This is a genomic window from Bacillus luti (assembly GCF_009739945.1).
GTDB classification, from domain to species: domain Bacteria; phylum Bacillota; class Bacilli; order Bacillales; family Bacillaceae_G; genus Bacillus_A; species Bacillus_A luti.
The window spans coordinates 3,022,189-3,038,601 of record NZ_CP040336.1; the positions used below are offsets into that span (position 1 = coordinate 3,022,189).

Genomic DNA, 16,413 nt, shown 5'->3' on the forward strand with positions numbered 1-16,413 from the left:
GAAAAAACAAAAAAATCGTGGCTTATTACTGCCACGATTTTTTATATTAGTTCGTACTAATTCCTCTCGCTGCCCAAATACGATCGATATCAGCGGCATGTTGTCCGCCGTATAAAAGAGCATCTGCTTGCTTAATTGCTTTCGCACCATCACGGAATTTCGCATTTGGTGTTAATGACCAATGTGATTGTAAAATAATTTTTGTTGCTACATCACGGCCAAAAGCTTGTGCCATTTCGTATTGGCCTTGTGCCCAAATTTCCCCATCATCATGTACCTCATTTGTAATATCTTTCGGATACACTTTATTCGTATCTAATCGGCGTAAGCACGTTGGATCTGAACTAGAATAAGCAGTCGCATCCCATTCTCCAACACATGCTTTTCCGTACCCTGTTGTCGATACTGCATCTTCATACGTAGCACCTAAGAAATCGCCAAACCCTTCTCCCATCGCTCCACCTTCTGCTGAACTACCGAAGCCAGGAACTTGGTTATCTTGAATCGAATGCCCATATTCATGTGCGATAATACCAGCATCTTCTGCATCATCTACTCCACCAGTACCAAATGTCAATGCTTTCGTTGATGGTGAATAAAATGAATTATCATCTGTTGTACCATTTACGTTCACTTTAATTGAACGATTGTTAATATTTTTAAAACCTAGCCCTTGAATGTAACGCTGTAGTGTATCAATATGATAATACGACATAACATCTTCAAAGCTATCATTTGCGCGTGTATAGTTAAATTGTAAGTTTGTAGATTTCGTTTTTGCTTTTGAAGAAATCGTTACATATTCTCCAATTAAAAATCCTGTTCCATCTAAACCTTTTAACGTAACAGTCTTTAATTGGTTCGTTAACGCTGTTGAATCGGCATCATTACTATCTTTTAAACCTACTTTACTACCGCTAGATACAACTGGATTAGGTAAAAATACTTTTCCTGACCCTTCAGCTTTTCGGTTTATATCAATCTTTTTAATTAACTTTCCATTTTCTGCATCAATAAATGTTTCCCATGCACCAAATGGATTATTAGAATGGACTACAACTTTGTATACTGGACGAGCAATTCCCTCTTCAACAATATATCCGAATTCTTTCTCTGTAGGAGCCCATAAGTTTTGTTCACTTGCTTCTCCAACATACGCCATTGATTTTTGTATTGCATCTTTTTCACTAATTTTTGTCGTTACTTCCTTCACACCTTTAACGGATTGATAATCAGAAACAGCAAGTACCCCCTTTCCCTCTCCGTTAAGAGTAACTGTAATTTGTTTTGAAAATACAGGTGCACCATTCACAACTTGTTGGAATCTAACATATGAAGCTACTGACGTTTCTGTTGTAGAAATATATTGCAAGTCTGAAAGGTCTGTTTTTAATCCATACTGTGCAGCATTTTCTTTTAAATATTCAGTTGCTTTCTTCTGTGGTGAATAAGCTTCTAGCTTTACCTGCTGTTGTTTTTCCAATGCCGAAACCGTAGAAATCGTCCCCATTACTAATGGCACAGTCATTGCCATTGCCACCATTTTTTTATTAAACATAGAACCACTCCCCCTAATAAAGTAGCTCAACCTTATCCCATTACCACTAGGCAATCATTCCCCACAAAATGGGGGGATAAAAATTGAATCTACGAGTAATTCTCTAAGAACAATTCTATTACCTTTCCATTTAGGGTGAGTGAAATTTTCTCAATATTTATGTGTAAAGTGAAAACAATATTTTAGAAATAAATTTCTAAATCCATTCCTTAGCCCTGAAACTTTTCATATTATTGTGCAAAAAACAGGTTAGTTTTTACCTAACGGTAGGTTGAAAAAATCACTTATGAATGATACGATTTAAATAATCTTTTTTAGGAGGATTGATTATGAGTAAAAGTGAAGAAACACTCTCTTCAATAATGGAAGCAAGTTATCGCCTTTTTGCTAAGTATGGTATCGCTAAAACAACTTATACGATGATTGCTGAGGAAGTTGGTATCGCAAAACCATCTATATATTACTACTTTAAGTCTAAAGATGCCTTAATTGAATGTATGTTTACTGAATTATGTAAAGCTATGCAGTTCTCTTTATATTTTCATACAGAAGAGTTTACGAAAACAAATTTTATTAAAAAATGTATTGCAACTGGCTTTAAAATAATTGATGAACAGCGAAACGATCCTTATTTTAATCGTGTGTTGCAAGAGTATGTATTACTATCTTCAAGAAACAATATGTACAAAGATCGATTATTAACTGTGCAAACAGAATATTTACACGGCTTTGAAGTACTCCTTACAAAAGCAAATGAACTTCAATTAATTGAAAATGAAAATTTAGTTTCAAAAGCTCATATGTTAGCATTAGTGATTGATAATATCGGAAATTTTATGATGATTGATGTAAATATAGATTATAAACAAATTTGGATTGAAGCTGTAAATAGCATTTTTGAAAGAAGGGATTGAAGTGAATACAAACAAGCGCATTATCGGCTTAGATTTTGCTAGAGCTTGGGCGATGTTCGGGATGTTACTTGTTAATTTCATGGTAATAACAAGTGCAGAAGAAAATGGTCCTCCATTTTTAATAACCTTCATGTCACTTTTTGAAGGTAGAGCTTCTGCCTTGTTTGTCATACTTGCTGGCATTGGTATAACTTTAATGACTAGGTCAGCTGTTGCTAGCAATGAAAACATAAAAATTTCTAATAGCCGAAAGATTATTTGGAAACGGTCACTATTCTTATTTATTTTAGGATTACTACTATATGTAATGGAGTGGACTGGGGATATATTACACTACTACGGTGTTTATCTTTTCATGGCTGCATTCCTCATTACTGTACGCAAAAAACTATTACTTTTACTTTCTATCATTTTGTTGTTCACCGCACAATATCTTCAGCTTACTTTCAATACCTTTGAAGGTTGGGGAGGTCCTATTCCCTTCATAAACTATGTAGATTTCTGGACAATAAAAGGATTTCTTCGCAATTTATTCTTTAATGGCTATCACCCTATTTTCCCTTGGTTCTCGTTCTTTTTAATCGGTATGATAATTGGCAGGTTAGATCTTCATAATAAGAAAATTAAAGAAAGATTACTCTTATTCAGTGTTACAATTACAATACTAACAGAACTTTTATCAAAAGGACTTACACACTTCTTTATTCCATACATCGGCAAAGAAGCAGCTACATTTTTGTTTAATACAGGACCTATATTACCAAATGTATTGTACATTTTATCTGCTACAGGATCCGCTATTACTACATTAATATTTTGCCTCTATATCGCTGAAAAACATGAAAATAATTGGTTTGTTACTTCCATTGTACAAACAGGACAATTAACATTAACTCATTACGTAAGTCATGTATTTATCGGCATTGGAACATTAAGTCTATTAAATAGAATGGAACATCAATCACTACCTTTCGTTTTATTATTTGCTACTGCATTTTTCATTTTCAGCATTTTAATTAGCGTGTTATGGAGAAAGAATTTTTCTAGAGGTCCTATCGAATGGATTATGCGAAAAATAGCCGGATAAATTCCCATCATACAAAAAGGAAGTTGGAATGATTCCAACTTCCTTTTCTTTACTTAGCCGCGCTTAATTTAATACGAACTTTCATCTCACCTAAAGAAAGTTCATCGTCTTCATTCGTTAAGTGACCAAATGTAAATTGTTTAACGAGTAAGTTTTCTTCCAACAACTCTTTATGATTCGTTAACATTTGCTGTAGTTCTTCCTCTGTATCAAGAATAACATCTACTCGTAAATTAACTGGTAAATTCAACTGCTTACGATATTCTTGAACGGCGCGAATAAATTCACGTGCTACTCCTTCTTGTAGCAATTCTTCCGTTACATTCGTATCTAACATAACCGTATATTGTCCGTTAGTCGTATTGGAGAAGCCTGATTTTGCAACTTTCTCAACCAATACATCTTCAGCTGTTACAACTACTTCTTCTCCTGGCATGGCTTGATATACCGCTTTTTCAGTTGAAACAAAATTCTGTACTTCTTCTTGTGACAATTGTTTTAACCAGCCATTTACTGCATTCACATTTTTACCGAACTTCGGCCCAGCCGTTTTAAAATTCAACTTTAATTGATAGGACGTGTATTTCGTTTCATCGAGTTCAACATGGAATGCCTTCACATTTAACTCATCCATGACGATATCACGATAAGATTCCCAATCCATATCATTCTCTCTATGCTCAAGTAATACAAGTTCCGCTAACGGCTGTTTTACTTTTAAAGAATGCTGATTACGATTACTTCTTCCAAGTTCAACAACTTGTAAAACAGCATCCATTTCCGCTTCTAATTTCGGCTGAAGTAATGATTCATTTACAACTGGATAATCTTCTAAATGAACGCTACTTCCAGTTAAATTCAAATGAACATCTTCAGCGACAAACGGTGTAAATGGTGCAATTAATTTACTAATTGTCACAAGCACTTCATGAAGTGTGTCATACGCAGCTGCTTTCTCAGCATTCATACCAGATTCCCAGAATCGATTGCGTGAACGTCTTACGTACCAGTTACTTACTTCATCTACAAGCGCCGCAATTTCACGAGCTGTATTCGTAAATTGATAATCATCAAGTGCTGTTCTCACCTTTTTCGTTGTACTATGCAATCTTGATAATACCCACTCATCTAATTTCGTCCGCTTTACATCATACGTTTCGTTCGGATTATATTCATCTAAATTTGCATATAAAACGTAGAAACTATACACATTGACTAGTGTATCTACAAATTTAGATTTGGCTTCTAGTACTGTTCTTTCAGAAAAACGCTTCGCATTCCACGGAGCACTGTCAACGAGTAAAGCCCATCTTAAAGCATCTGCACCAAACTTATTTACTAAATCAACTGGATCTAGTGCATTCCCTTTACTTTTAGACATCTTTTGTCCTTCTTCATCTAGAACATGCCCTAATGATAACACTCGTTTATACGGTACTTTTCCTGTATATAGCGCTGATACCGCTAATAAACTATAAAACCAGCCGCGTGTTTGATCAATACCTTCTGCAATAACATCTGCCGGAAACTGTTCTTCAAATAACTCTTTATTTTCAAATGGATAATGATATTGTGCAAATGGCATGGAACCACTATCGAACCAAACATCAATTACTTCAGGTGTACGATTCATTGTTCCTCCGCATTTTTCGCAGCAAACTTGCACTTCATCTACATATGGCTTATGCAATTCTAAATCTTCAGGTGTCTTTTTCGTACTATGCTCTCTTAAATCAGCAATGCTTTTCGGTGCGAATTGATGATCGCAACTTTCACATTCCCATACGTTTAATGGTGTTCCCCAATATCTATTTCGGCTAATATTCCAGTCCACCATGTTTTCTAAAAACTTACCGAATCGTCCATGTTTCATATGGTCTGGATACCAAGTAACAGAATCGTTATTTTGTAAAAATGTATCTTTAATTGCAGTCGTTCGGATTAACCAACTTTCTCCTGCATAATAAAGAAGTGGTGAATCACAGCGCCAACAATGTGGGTAACTATGTTCATACTTTTCTTTATGATAAAGTAAACCTTCCTTCGCTAAATAGCGAACGATATCTACGTCACATTCTTTTACAAATTTACCTTTCAAAAATGGTACTGCTTCCGTATACTCACCTTTTTCATCTACAACATGTAAGAATGACAGTCCTTCACTTTGAACGACTCTATAATCGTCCTCTCCGTATGCTGGAGCGATATGAACGAGCCCTGTACCACTATCTGCCGTTACAAAATCCGCTGCAATGACGCGGTAACCATTCGTAACTTCTTTCATCGGAAACGGTGCTGTGTAAGATGTATTTACTAATTCTTCACCTTTATGAACTGATAGTACTTCATAGTCTTCTTTTAATACATTTTGTACACGTTCTTTCGCAACAATGTATACATGACCTTCTTGTTTCGCTTTAACGTATTCCATATTTGGATGTACAGCGAGCGCAACATTTGCTGGAAGTGTCCAAGGTGTTGTCGTCCAACCTAGGAAATACTCATTTTCACTATCTTTCACTTTAAACTTAACTGTTGCACTTAAATCTTTTACTGTTTTATACCCTTGTGCAACCTCATGTGAACTTAACGAAGTTTGACAGCTTGGGCAGTATGGTGAAACTCTATGCCCTTTATACAATAATCCTTTTTCATGAATCGTCCCTAAAATATGCCATACGCTTTCGATATATGGGTTTTCTAACGTAACGTATGGGTCATCCATATCTACCCAGTAACCGATACTTTCAGTGAATTCACGCCACTGCTTCTCATATGTGAATACACTCTCTTTACACTTCTTAATAAATGGCTCAATGCCATATTCTTCGATTTCATGTTTACCAGAAATACCGAGTTGTTTTTCAACACCTAATTCTACAGGTAAACCATGTGTATCCCAGCCCGCTTTTCTTAATACTTTATAGCCTGCCATCGTTTTATATCTTGCTACTACATCTTTAATTGTTCGTCCAAGTGCATGACCTACATGCGGTAATCCGTTCGCCGTTGGTGGTCCTTCATAAAACACAAAAGATTGTGCGCCTTCTCGATTCTGAATTGATTGCTCGAAAATGCTTTGCTCGTTCCACTGTTTACGAATACGTGTTTCTCTCCCTACAGCTGACTCTTTTACATCTACTTTCTTCATCTACAATCACTCCTTTTGAATGTTTTAAAGCACACAAAAAACCCGTCCCTATAAAGTAGGGACGGGTTTACCCGCGATACCACCCTAATTCTATTAGCTATTCACTAATAGCACTTAGCAACGTACTATCATACGTGTTCTTTGTAACGGTAGACATCCGTCCGAGCTTACTTATGTTCAGCCTCGGCTCCTCGGAGATGATTTTCAAATAACGTCTGAACACCGGCTTTCAGCTATACACCGGTTCTCTGGGGAACAGTCCATTATTTTACTCGTTCTCGTCTTCAGATTTGTATACTTTGTTAAAAGCTATTCTATGCCATCGGGCAACTAATTGTCAACTAATTCGAAATATATATTTAATTATACCCTTTTTTCACTATTCCTATACAGTTACTTCTCAAATTCTCGTATTCCCGCTAAATCTTCATCTTCCTCTATAAGCTCAGCAAAGAATCCCGAGTCATCTTCACGAAGTACAATTTCGAGTTCTTTTTTAGCCTCATCATTTCTGTTTAAAAGCGCTAAGTAACAAGCGTGATCATATCTTGCTAATAAATCACTTGCATCTATTGTTAATACTTCGCTAGTTATTTTTTCTGCCTTTATCGTTTGTCCATCCTCATGATATGAAGATGCTAATGAAAGAAGAATTGCGGTATCATTTGGATGATGTATAGAAGCGCCTTCTAGTAGGTGAATTGCCTCTTCAAATCTCTCTTGACTTTCATACATTTCTCCTAAAGCCAGGAATCCTCTATTTACAAACGGTGTTTTCTCCGTTAATTGTAAGTAAAGCTTTTCTGCTTTTCTTTCTTCTCCGGCTTTAAATAAAACTTGTGCTTGTAAAAAAAGAGTATCATAGTCATCTGGTAACTCTCGAACCATTTGCTTCGTTAGTTCCAAAGCATCTTGTAATCTATCTTGTTCCTCACACTCGATGAAAAGATTTACTAGTTGCTTCGCTACATCATAATCCCATTTATTTTCTAACGACGTTTCCAAAACTTCTATCGCTTCTTTATTCATCGCTGCATTCTCGTAAAATTGTGCAAATCGCTGCGCTGCCATACTATTTTTCGGATTTAACTTTAACGAAATTTCATATAAATCAATGATTGTCGTTATCATCGAAATTTCTTTCGCACGATTTTTCATACGATAAAACGCTCTCGTAAATATAGACTTTTTCGGTTGTTCATTTTGCTGGCGTTCAATCCACATTTCAGTAACCGCAGCTGCTGCATACATAAATGCTGTACTTTTTTCTGCTTTTTTCACTTTCAATATATGCAAGAAATCACGTATGTTAGACAATTTCTTCTGTTGTTCTACTGCTCTTACATAAACATCAAAAATACGTTCATTACCTATATCTTGTTGCATGACTTTCATCGCAACTTCCATTGCTTTTACATCTCTTTTTTTCACCAATACATTCGCATAATGATATAGAACTTCCGTATGTTCGCCATCTAATTGTATCGCTTGCTCAATTTGTTCTTTTTCTTTATCGATTTCATTCATTGCTCCATACACATATGCAATCGCATCTAATCGCCATATTTCAGGTACTTCTCCAGCTAACCGTTCTAATTCCGCTAACAACTCTTCCTGTAATTCTACTTTTACTGAAAGCTGTGCCAAGTATTCCATATTTATATGCAATGGTTCCTCTTTCATCGCCTGAACCATATGACTTTGTTCCTTTGAATGGTTTTCTTCTTTTTCATATATCTCTGCAAGTTGCAAATGTACACCTACGAAATTCCCATCAAGTTCTAAACATGTTTCATACGCTTGTTTTGCTTCTGCCAATTGCCCTAATGCCATAAGTGTTTCGCCAATTCGATAATAAGGTAATGCCGTTTTCTTTTGTTCTATCGCCTTATTATATCTTTTCATTGCTTGGCCGTACTGCCCGATAGATTCATATAAAATACCTATATAACAACCGTATTCACTTACTTCATTTCTCTCTTTTTGTAACGTTCTTAAAAACGCTATACCTCGTTGTACAAACACAGTTCCTTTAATTCGATTTACATATTCATCTAATGCACTTGCTACACTATAATCTCCCTGCTTTATACCACTCTCTAATTTAGCCAATGCTAATTTTAGTTCTTCCTCATTCCCGCCCAGTTCAATCTCCGCATCCCATAAAACCATCCCAGCATTCATAAGGAAATCTTGACTCTTTTCAATCTGTTTTTCGATACCGAGAATATATTGTTTCGCTTCTTTATATTGCTCTTTTGCCATATACACTTGAGTAAGTCCGAAATGAGAATAAACATCTTCATCATTTTCTTCTAAAGCACGCTTATACAATACTTCTGCTTCTTCCAAACTATCATTCTGAAAGTGATAGTCACCTAACCTTACGTAAAGAGGTGCTTTATCATCACAATTCTCAATGCCTTCTAATAATATTTCTTTCGTACTTTCTTCATCCTTCAAATCTGATTCGTATATTTCCGAAAGTTTCGTATAAATGTAAGGTGCATTACTATCCAAATGAATCGCTACTTTAAGCCCTTTTATTGCTAAATGTAATTTTCCTAATTGATGCGCACATCTCGCTCGCTCATACCATACATGCGCCTCATTTTTATACTCTTTTAACAAATCATTAAAGATTTCATACGCTTCTTCATATCTTTCTAAATCGATTAATATTAAACCGTGATTCGTTAACGTGAATCTTTCAGGACTGCGCTCTAAAGCAACTTGAGAAAACTGCAACGCATTTTCACATTGATCGATATACATATAAGATAAAGCAAGAAAACTCCATGCAATCGGCTGATCTGCATCCAACTGCAATGATGAACGAAAACTTGAAATCGCTTCTATATAATTTTCCTGTTCAAATGCATACCTTCCATTTATCAAATGATATAAAGCACGATTATTTTTCCTCTCAACACTTACCAGCATTTGCCCAGCTTTCTCCATTTCTTGAAGACGAATAAAGCACTGTGCACCATGTAATTTAACAAAATCCGAATCTGGAAACTTTTCCGTTAACTTTTCTATACAATTAAGAATAAATTCTTTATCTATTTCCACATCTAAGTGTTTAATCGTATATAACCACGTATTCGGATTATCACTCGTCTCTTTCAAAAACTGTACTAAATGACTAATTCCCTCTTTATCGTGTTCATCTAAATGATCCGTAAGAGAAAAAATGGATTTAAAATACTGATTTTCTTCTTCACTTAAAAACACCAATTGTTCCTTCTTTTTTTTCGGAACAAACGTGATTGCCAAACAACCTGTATAGCGATATTTTTCTTGCAATTTACTATATTCCACAAGAACTGGTTCTATAAAGTTTGGATCTTGAACATAAAAAGCTTGTAACGTATCATCATATCCAGATAGTACTTGCACATGCGAAGCATGCTCAATATCTATACTTAATAAAACGGGAATTCCTCGGTCAAGCAATCTCTTATAATTTTCCTCATTCCCTTTAAAATAACGATATTCATAACCTAATTCTTCTATATACGAAACAGTATCCGAAAACTTCGAACCTGTCATATCAAAAATAAACTCTGCAATTTCGTCTTGTGTACGTTTTTCTCCCCAAATTTGCAACATCATTTCTAAACTTGTCGGCACACAATAATTATCCTTTTGTACAATAGGTACTATAGGCAGGTGAACCTTTTTTCCATCTGGATTTTTTTCTAAATTATGATATAAAGAGCCTTTTAAACTTTTTTCTTCTTTTAATAACTGTTGTAAGTTTACAAGTTTATTCATTTTGTACAGCGCTTCTGCACGTAAATATATAAAGTAAGATTCATAAGCATGATAAGGAAGCTGATGATTAATATTATCTATTACCGCTAACATCTCTTCATATTTCCCAACATCTAATAAATACTTTACCTTTTCAAAATGAAAATATGGTACTTGTGGAAACTTTACAATTGCATCATCAATTAGCTGTAATGCACGTTTTTGTTCCCCTTTATTCGCATATAACTGTGATAATAAATATGTGGATAGTTCTTCACAATCTTTATGCTGCATGCCGGCTATAAATTGTTCTTCCGCTTTCTCCCATTCACCTGTATGCATATAGACGTAGCCCCATTTATCAAATACAGCACGTGTACTGTACTCCTCTGCTTTTTGCATATAGATTAGCGCTTCTTCATTTCGTTTCATTTCTAAAAGACATCTTACTAAAGTAAAATATGTTTTCGCTAAAAAATCGGCATCTATTTCTTCTTTATTACTCTCTTCTAAAGAGTCTTTTAACAACTGTTCTGCTTCAAGAATTTTCCGCTCATCAATTAACTCATCACAATATAAAGAGAGCGTTCTCATATTTGGGAATTTTTTATAAGCGTAGCGAATGAGGAATGAACTGTATTGGTGCATAAGCCCTTCATCAGTAAGGCGAATTAATATATCAAACTCCTCATGTGAAGAAATATTAGCAAGCCATTTTTTCACATAAGATAAAGTATTCGTTTCTTTTATATATGAAATTTCTTTATTTATTTCCTGTAATCCATCTACAAATCTCTTGTCTTTTAAACAAGTTTCTAACTGCTTAAAATCTAGCATGCATTCACCTCGAATTTATATTTATACTGCTACTTGCTTAGATTTTACACATCATATTGTCGGTATTCAACTATAATCTCTTATAATGAATGGTATTATTTAATATTATTCTAATTCATAACAGAATATAGTAAAAATGTTTGTTTTTCTCTGTATTTTGTTTGATTTTATGAAATAACGTAACATGAGGTTCCTATCTTTCAAAAGGTGAACTCTGTATATAAAATTATATCGGCGATTTTCAAAATCTCCTCATAAATAACTTCTAATCTCTCAAACCAAAGACTCTCATGGTCCCATATATTAAAGGTAGCAATCCTAAATAAGGCGCCACCTTTTAACATACTATTTCACCATATGTAATTTTCATATTCGGAGCATATACTAAAGAAGAATGTATATGAAATGCTTTAAAAAATCGTAGTTCAGCTTCATATTGAGCTAGCGCATCATCATATGTTAATTCCCTGGCCATTAGACGTTCTATAAATTGCTGTTTATCTCCCGGATTGCCCGCTATTCCCTCCTCTTTTAATGAATGATACAAATCATTTTTATCTTTGTGATGTATATTAGAGTCTAAAAAATTCACTTTATCGCTCACTCGACACTCAATATTTTTCACACCTAATTCACTTAAATACATCGGTATTTTCATGCCGATATTGCCATCTTTACCGTTTCTCTTCGTATCACTTTCAAATAATTTTTGTAAAATACCTAGCTGAATAATTTTCGATTGCTCCTCCCCACCTAACACGTATGAAGACATATTTGAAATCCAATGTGGTTCGAAACAGATTATTTTACCACCATCCTTAATTGACTGTATCATTTTTTCTAGCATCGTTTTTGGTGAACTCATATGTAACAAGAAGGCATGACAGATTGCTATATCATATTTATCGTTCAATTTAATTTCTGTAGCATCTCCTTCAAGAAATTCTGAATCATACGGAAGTAAACGAAACAACTCTCTCGCTTCAGTTAGTAATGTTTCTCCACTATCAATGCCTGTATACTTTGACCCTTCTGGAAGTAAAGGCATTAATATTAAGCCTAAATAACCATATCCACAACCGTAATCAACGATATGTACTGGCTTAGTAATCTTCCAAACTGTATTTACTAAAAAGCTTACATAATCGTCATTATAATATAAATCTCTCGTGTTTTTTAAATATGTTAGTTTACTGTTCCAATCGTATGTTGCCAATTGTAATGCCCCCTTTTTATATATGACATTACAATTCTCCATTTAATAAAGACATTCCTACAATTGAAACACTTCCAAAAAAATTTAGATTTAATAAAACATAACTGCTACTTACATATTTTCTATAAAAATAAATAGGCATACATATCTAATATGATACGTATACCTATTTATTTTACATCTCCTCAGGTGCTTCCACCCCAAGTAAACGTAACCCCTCTTTTAATACCACCGTCACAGCATACACTAATGCAAGTCTGCTATCTTTTTCTTCACTCTCTTCCAATATACGCACATTTCCATAATATTTATTGAACGATTGTGCCACATCTAATACATATTTCGAAATGATTGATGGCTCATTTTTGTTACATGCTGCTTCAATTACTTGCGGGAATTTGTTTAATAATTTTACGACATTCCAGCTATGATCATCTTTTAAGGTAAACGTACACGTTTCAAATTCTACACTTTCTTTTCTTAAAATAGAGCAAGCACGTGCATGTGTGTACTGTACGTACGGTCCTGTTTCCCCTTCAAATTTCAGCATGTTTTCTAATGAAAATTCAATATTATGCATACGCTCATTTTTTAAATCGTGGAAGATGACTGCTCTAACACCGACTTGCTTTGCTACTTCTTCTTTTTGTTTTAAGTTTGGATTTTTCTCTTCAATATTTTGTTTTGCAAGTTCGATTGCTTCCTCAAGTACTTCTTCGAGTAAAATAACTCTTCCTTTACGTGTCGACATTTTCTTACCATCTTTTAAAATGAATCCAAACGGTACATGTTCCATGCCGTCAACCCAAGTGTAGCCCAGCTTTTTTAATACAGTGAAAAATTGATTGAAGTGTAAACTTTGTTCCGGGCCAACTACATATAACGCTTTATCAAATGCATATGTGTTTTGACGATATAAAGCTGCCGTTAAGTCACGCGTTGCGTAAATCGTCGCACCATCGGATTTTCTAATTAAGCAAGGCGGCATTCCTTCTTCTTCTAAATTAACGACTAATGCGCCTTCTGACTCTTCAAGCAAATCATGGTTCTCTAAAATCCCAATAAAGTCTTCCATTAAATTATTATAAAAAGCTTCTCCTTGAAAATTAGTAAATTCTACACCGAGTAGTTCATAAATACGAGAAAATTCTTTTAAGGATTCGTGACGGAACCAATTCCAAAGCTCAACTGCTTCTTCATCACCTTCTTCTAGCTTTTTAAACCATGCACGACCTTCTTCTTCTAGTTCTTCGTCTTCTTTGACCTCTTCATGAAATTGCACATATAACTTAAATAGTTCACGTATTGGATCCTCTTTAACTACTGCTTCATTCCCCCATTTTTTATAAGCAGTAATTAACTTTCCAAACTGTGTTCCCCAATCTCCAATATAATTGATTCCGACAACTTCATAGCCACATTTTTCGGCGATATGCTTCAATGAATTTCCAATCATTGTAGAACGTAAATGCCCCATTGAAAAAGGTTTCGCGATATTAGGAGAGGAATAATCGATAACTACCGTTTTTTCACATCCAAAGCTATTATGACCGTACTCTTCTTTCTCTGCTAAAATCGTTTTTAATACATCATCACTTACAGTTTCACGATTAAAAAATACATTTACATAAGGACCAACGGCTTCTACTTTCGTAAAGAACGGATCATTTAATTTCTCTGCAATTTCCTTCGCGATAAGAGCTGGTGCTTTTTTATATTGCTTCGCTAATGAAAAGCATGGGAACGCTACATCCCCGAAGTCATCTTGTTTCGGTGTTTCAATTAAATCTAAAATTTGATTTTGCGTTAATTCATTCGTAAAAATATCGGATAAACTTTCCGCAAACTGCGTTTTATAATCCATACTACAACCTCCTTATTTTTTAAAACACAAAAAACTCGTCTCTAAAAAGAGACGAGTTTTAACCCGTGGTACCACCCTTGTTGTTCATTACGAACCACTTTCCCGTTTATAACGAGGACAGGGGGCCTCGGCTTACTCTACTATTCGTTCAAGAAGCGTCTCCGAAGTGCGCTTCATCTTTTTCTTCCGCACTAGGCTCACACCATCCCTAGCTCGCTTTCCTTCTAAAAAAGACTACTCTCTTCATCACAGACAGTATATTTAATTAATTATTGCTTATTATACATCTTTTCAAACAATTAGCAAGGGTCAATTACACCAAAGTGAAACTTCGCACTTTTTCTTTTGTATACATGAAAATTATGTTTTTCAAATCTAGAACTACGGAAATGATCTTTCAGAACAACACGCTTTCTCGCCACTCGCTTCGCTTCCGCAATTGTTTCGTCAGTAATATCATGATACAAAGCGAAGTGTTTTAATCCTTTTATTCCGTCTGATTCTATGACAGTTTCTTCAAACATTGGATCAAGGTAAACGACATCATAACTAGCATCTTCACATTGTTTTAAAAATGCGAAATGCTCCGTTTGCTTTACATCAATTCGTTGCATTGCTTTATCAATTTCAGAAACGGATGAAGACCATGTTTTTAAACCATTTTCCATGATGTAAGCCATATATTCATTACCTTCAAGTCCGGTTACTCTTCCACTTTCACCAACAATATAACTAGCTACTATACTATCTGATGCCATACCGAGCGTACAATCTAATACTGTCATTCCACTCTCTAATTTAGCAGCTTGTACAAACGGATCGTGTTCTCCGCGCATTAATCTTTTCACACGAAACATCGCTGAGTTTGGATGAAAGAAAAAAGATTCTTCCGTTCCTTTTGGATAAATAGCTAATCGGTTTTTGCCTACAACAAGCACATCTTGTTCGTACTGCTCATGCAATTTATGTACCGGTATGTCATTACGTCTAACGAACGCACTATTTAATTCGGCTGCAACCTGGTTTGCATAATCTGTCATTTCTTTGTTCGTTCTTCCTGCTGTTGTTACGATCATTTTTTCACCTCTATATAAAGAAAAGAGGGAGATTTACTCTCCCCCTTCTTTAGCAATTCTTTTCGAAAGCTTGTTCTAAGTTCGTAATAATTTCGTCCATAGTTGCACCTTCAATTTCATGACGGTGAATGAAGTGAACAACTTCTTTTCCTTTTAACAATGCCATAGATGGTGAAGATGGAGGAATTTCTCCGAAGTATTCACGCATTTTTGCAGTAGCATCTTTATCTTGACCTGCGAATACAGTTACAAGATGATCAGGTTGTTTTTCAGCACGAACAACTGCTTGACCTGCTGATGGACGTGCTAAACCAGCTGCACAACCACAAACAGAGTTTACAACTACTAAAGTTGTACCTGATGTATTTTCCATAAATTCTGTTACAGCTTCTTCTGTAGTTAACTCTTCAAACCCAGAACGCACTAACTCTTGGCGCATTGGGATTACCATTTGGCGCATGTATTCTTCATAAGCATTTGACATCTTGTAATCTCTCCTTCAACTTTCATTCCAAATTCATCATATCACGCTCTATTAATAGGTGCAAAAGAAAGATAACGATGATTTCATTTTTTTGTAGGGATTTCACAAACCCCACCGCGGCAATGTCCCACTGGAACAAGTTTTCTATTGTTAGCGATATAATCGTATACTTTACTTCCAAATCCAAGTACGATAGATAGCTTTATAAAAGGCACGGCAAACCAATAAGATGGAACGGCCTTTGCTAATACATATATGCTATGAATGCCGTCATACCACTTATTATTTTTTAAAATATACAATCTTTGTTCCATCTTACTTTGTAGTTCTTGAGAAAGCTCATACTTCTCAACTACATCTTCATCTCGAAATGAAACAAATTTCATCTTACCCTTTTTATCTAATTTTTTCGTACGTTCTGCAACTGCCGTACACATCGGACACCAACTATCATAGAAAACAATCAT

The 16,413-nt window shown here is 35.1% G+C and carries 10 protein-coding genes and 2 other annotated features; of the genes, 2 read left to right on the forward strand and 8 right to left on the reverse strand.

The window, feature by feature from the left end; all coding sequences use genetic code 11:
- Positions 1-46: 46 nt before the first annotated feature.
- A complete protein-coding gene (locus EUC40_RS15410) occupies positions 47-1,558 on the reverse strand; it encodes a M36 family metallopeptidase (RefSeq protein WP_156575886.1) in 1,512 nt (503 codons plus the stop codon).
- A gap of 329 nt (positions 1,559-1,887) precedes the next feature.
- Here EUC40_RS15410 and EUC40_RS15415 point away from each other — a divergent pair, with 329 nt between their 5' ends.
- Positions 1,888-2,472, forward strand: a complete 585-nt coding sequence (locus tag EUC40_RS15415) for a TetR/AcrR family transcriptional regulator (protein WP_156575887.1) — start codon at positions 1,888-1,890, stop codon at positions 2,470-2,472.
- A gap of 1 nt (position 2,473) precedes the next feature.
- Positions 2,474-3,559, forward strand: coding sequence for a DUF418 domain-containing protein (locus EUC40_RS15420; protein ID WP_156575888.1), 1,086 nt, complete (start codon positions 2,474-2,476; stop codon positions 3,557-3,559).
- A 49-nt stretch (positions 3,560-3,608) separates the two neighbouring features.
- Here EUC40_RS15420 and ileS read toward each other — a convergent pair whose 3' ends face one another.
- The 7 genes from ileS to EUC40_RS15455 form a co-directional block, all read right to left on the reverse strand.
- On the reverse strand, positions 3,609-6,710 hold the full coding sequence (ileS, locus tag EUC40_RS15425; protein WP_156575889.1) for an isoleucine--tRNA ligase: 3,102 nt from the start codon (positions 6,708-6,710) through the stop codon (positions 3,609-3,611).
- Positions 6,711-6,764: 54 nt separating this feature from the next.
- Positions 6,765-7,004 (reverse strand) — a binding site (T-box leader).
- Between the two features lie 99 nt (positions 7,005-7,103).
- Complete coding sequence (locus tag EUC40_RS15430) at positions 7,104-11,306, reverse strand: bacteriocin-processing peptidase family protein (RefSeq protein ID WP_156575890.1); 4,203 nt, start codon at positions 11,304-11,306, stop codon at positions 7,104-7,106.
- Positions 11,307-11,643: 337 nt separating this feature from the next.
- A complete protein-coding gene (locus EUC40_RS15435; RefSeq protein ID WP_156575891.1) occupies positions 11,644-12,522 on the reverse strand; it encodes a class I SAM-dependent methyltransferase in 879 nt (292 codons plus the stop codon).
- Between the two features lie 175 nt (positions 12,523-12,697).
- Entirely contained in the window at positions 12,698-14,386 is a 1,689-nt protein-coding gene (argS, locus tag EUC40_RS15440) for an arginine--tRNA ligase (RefSeq protein WP_156575892.1), read from the reverse strand.
- Positions 14,387-14,430: 44 nt separating this feature from the next.
- Positions 14,431-14,645, reverse strand: a binding site (T-box leader).
- A gap of 40 nt (positions 14,646-14,685) precedes the next feature.
- Positions 14,686-15,462: a class I SAM-dependent methyltransferase gene (locus EUC40_RS15445; protein WP_156575893.1), complete on the reverse strand. Its 777-nt coding sequence runs from the start codon at positions 15,460-15,462 to the stop codon at positions 14,686-14,688.
- Positions 15,463-15,511: 49 nt separating this feature from the next.
- A complete protein-coding gene (locus tag EUC40_RS15450; RefSeq protein WP_000063706.1) occupies positions 15,512-15,946 on the reverse strand; it encodes a BrxA/BrxB family bacilliredoxin in 435 nt (144 codons plus the stop codon).
- A gap of 83 nt (positions 15,947-16,029) precedes the next feature.
- Positions 16,030-16,413, reverse strand: a complete 384-nt coding sequence (locus EUC40_RS15455; RefSeq protein ID WP_071712889.1) for a thiol-disulfide oxidoreductase DCC family protein — start codon at positions 16,411-16,413, stop codon at positions 16,030-16,032.

What these genes read in the sequence shown, in the direction of transcription:
- EUC40_RS15415 (WP_156575887.1), top strand. Translation starts at nt 1,888, where the DNA reads ATGAGTAAAAGTGAAGAAACACTCTCTTCAATAATGGAAGCAAGTTAT.
- EUC40_RS15445 (WP_156575893.1), bottom strand. Translation starts at nt 15,462, where the DNA reads ATGATCGTAACAACAGCAGGAAGAACGAACAAAGAAATGACAGATTAT.
- ileS (WP_156575889.1), bottom strand. Translation starts at nt 6,710, where the DNA reads ATGAAGAAAGTAGATGTAAAAGAGTCAGCTGTAGGGAGAGAAACACGT.
- argS (WP_156575892.1), bottom strand. Translation starts at nt 14,386, where the DNA reads ATGGATTATAAAACGCAGTTTGCGGAAAGTTTATCCGATATTTTTACG.
- EUC40_RS15450 (WP_000063706.1), bottom strand. Translation starts at nt 15,946, where the DNA reads ATGTCAAATGCTTATGAAGAATACATGCGCCAAATGGTAATCCCAATG.
- EUC40_RS15430 (WP_156575890.1), bottom strand. Translation starts at nt 11,306, where the DNA reads ATGCTAGATTTTAAGCAGTTAGAAACTTGTTTAAAAGACAAGAGATTT.
- EUC40_RS15410 (WP_156575886.1), bottom strand. Translation starts at nt 1,558, where the DNA reads ATGTTTAATAAAAAAATGGTGGCAATGGCAATGACTGTGCCATTAGTA.
- EUC40_RS15455 (WP_071712889.1), bottom strand. Translation starts at nt 16,413, where the DNA reads ATGATTGTTTTCTATGATAGTTGGTGTCCGATGTGTACGGCAGTTGCA.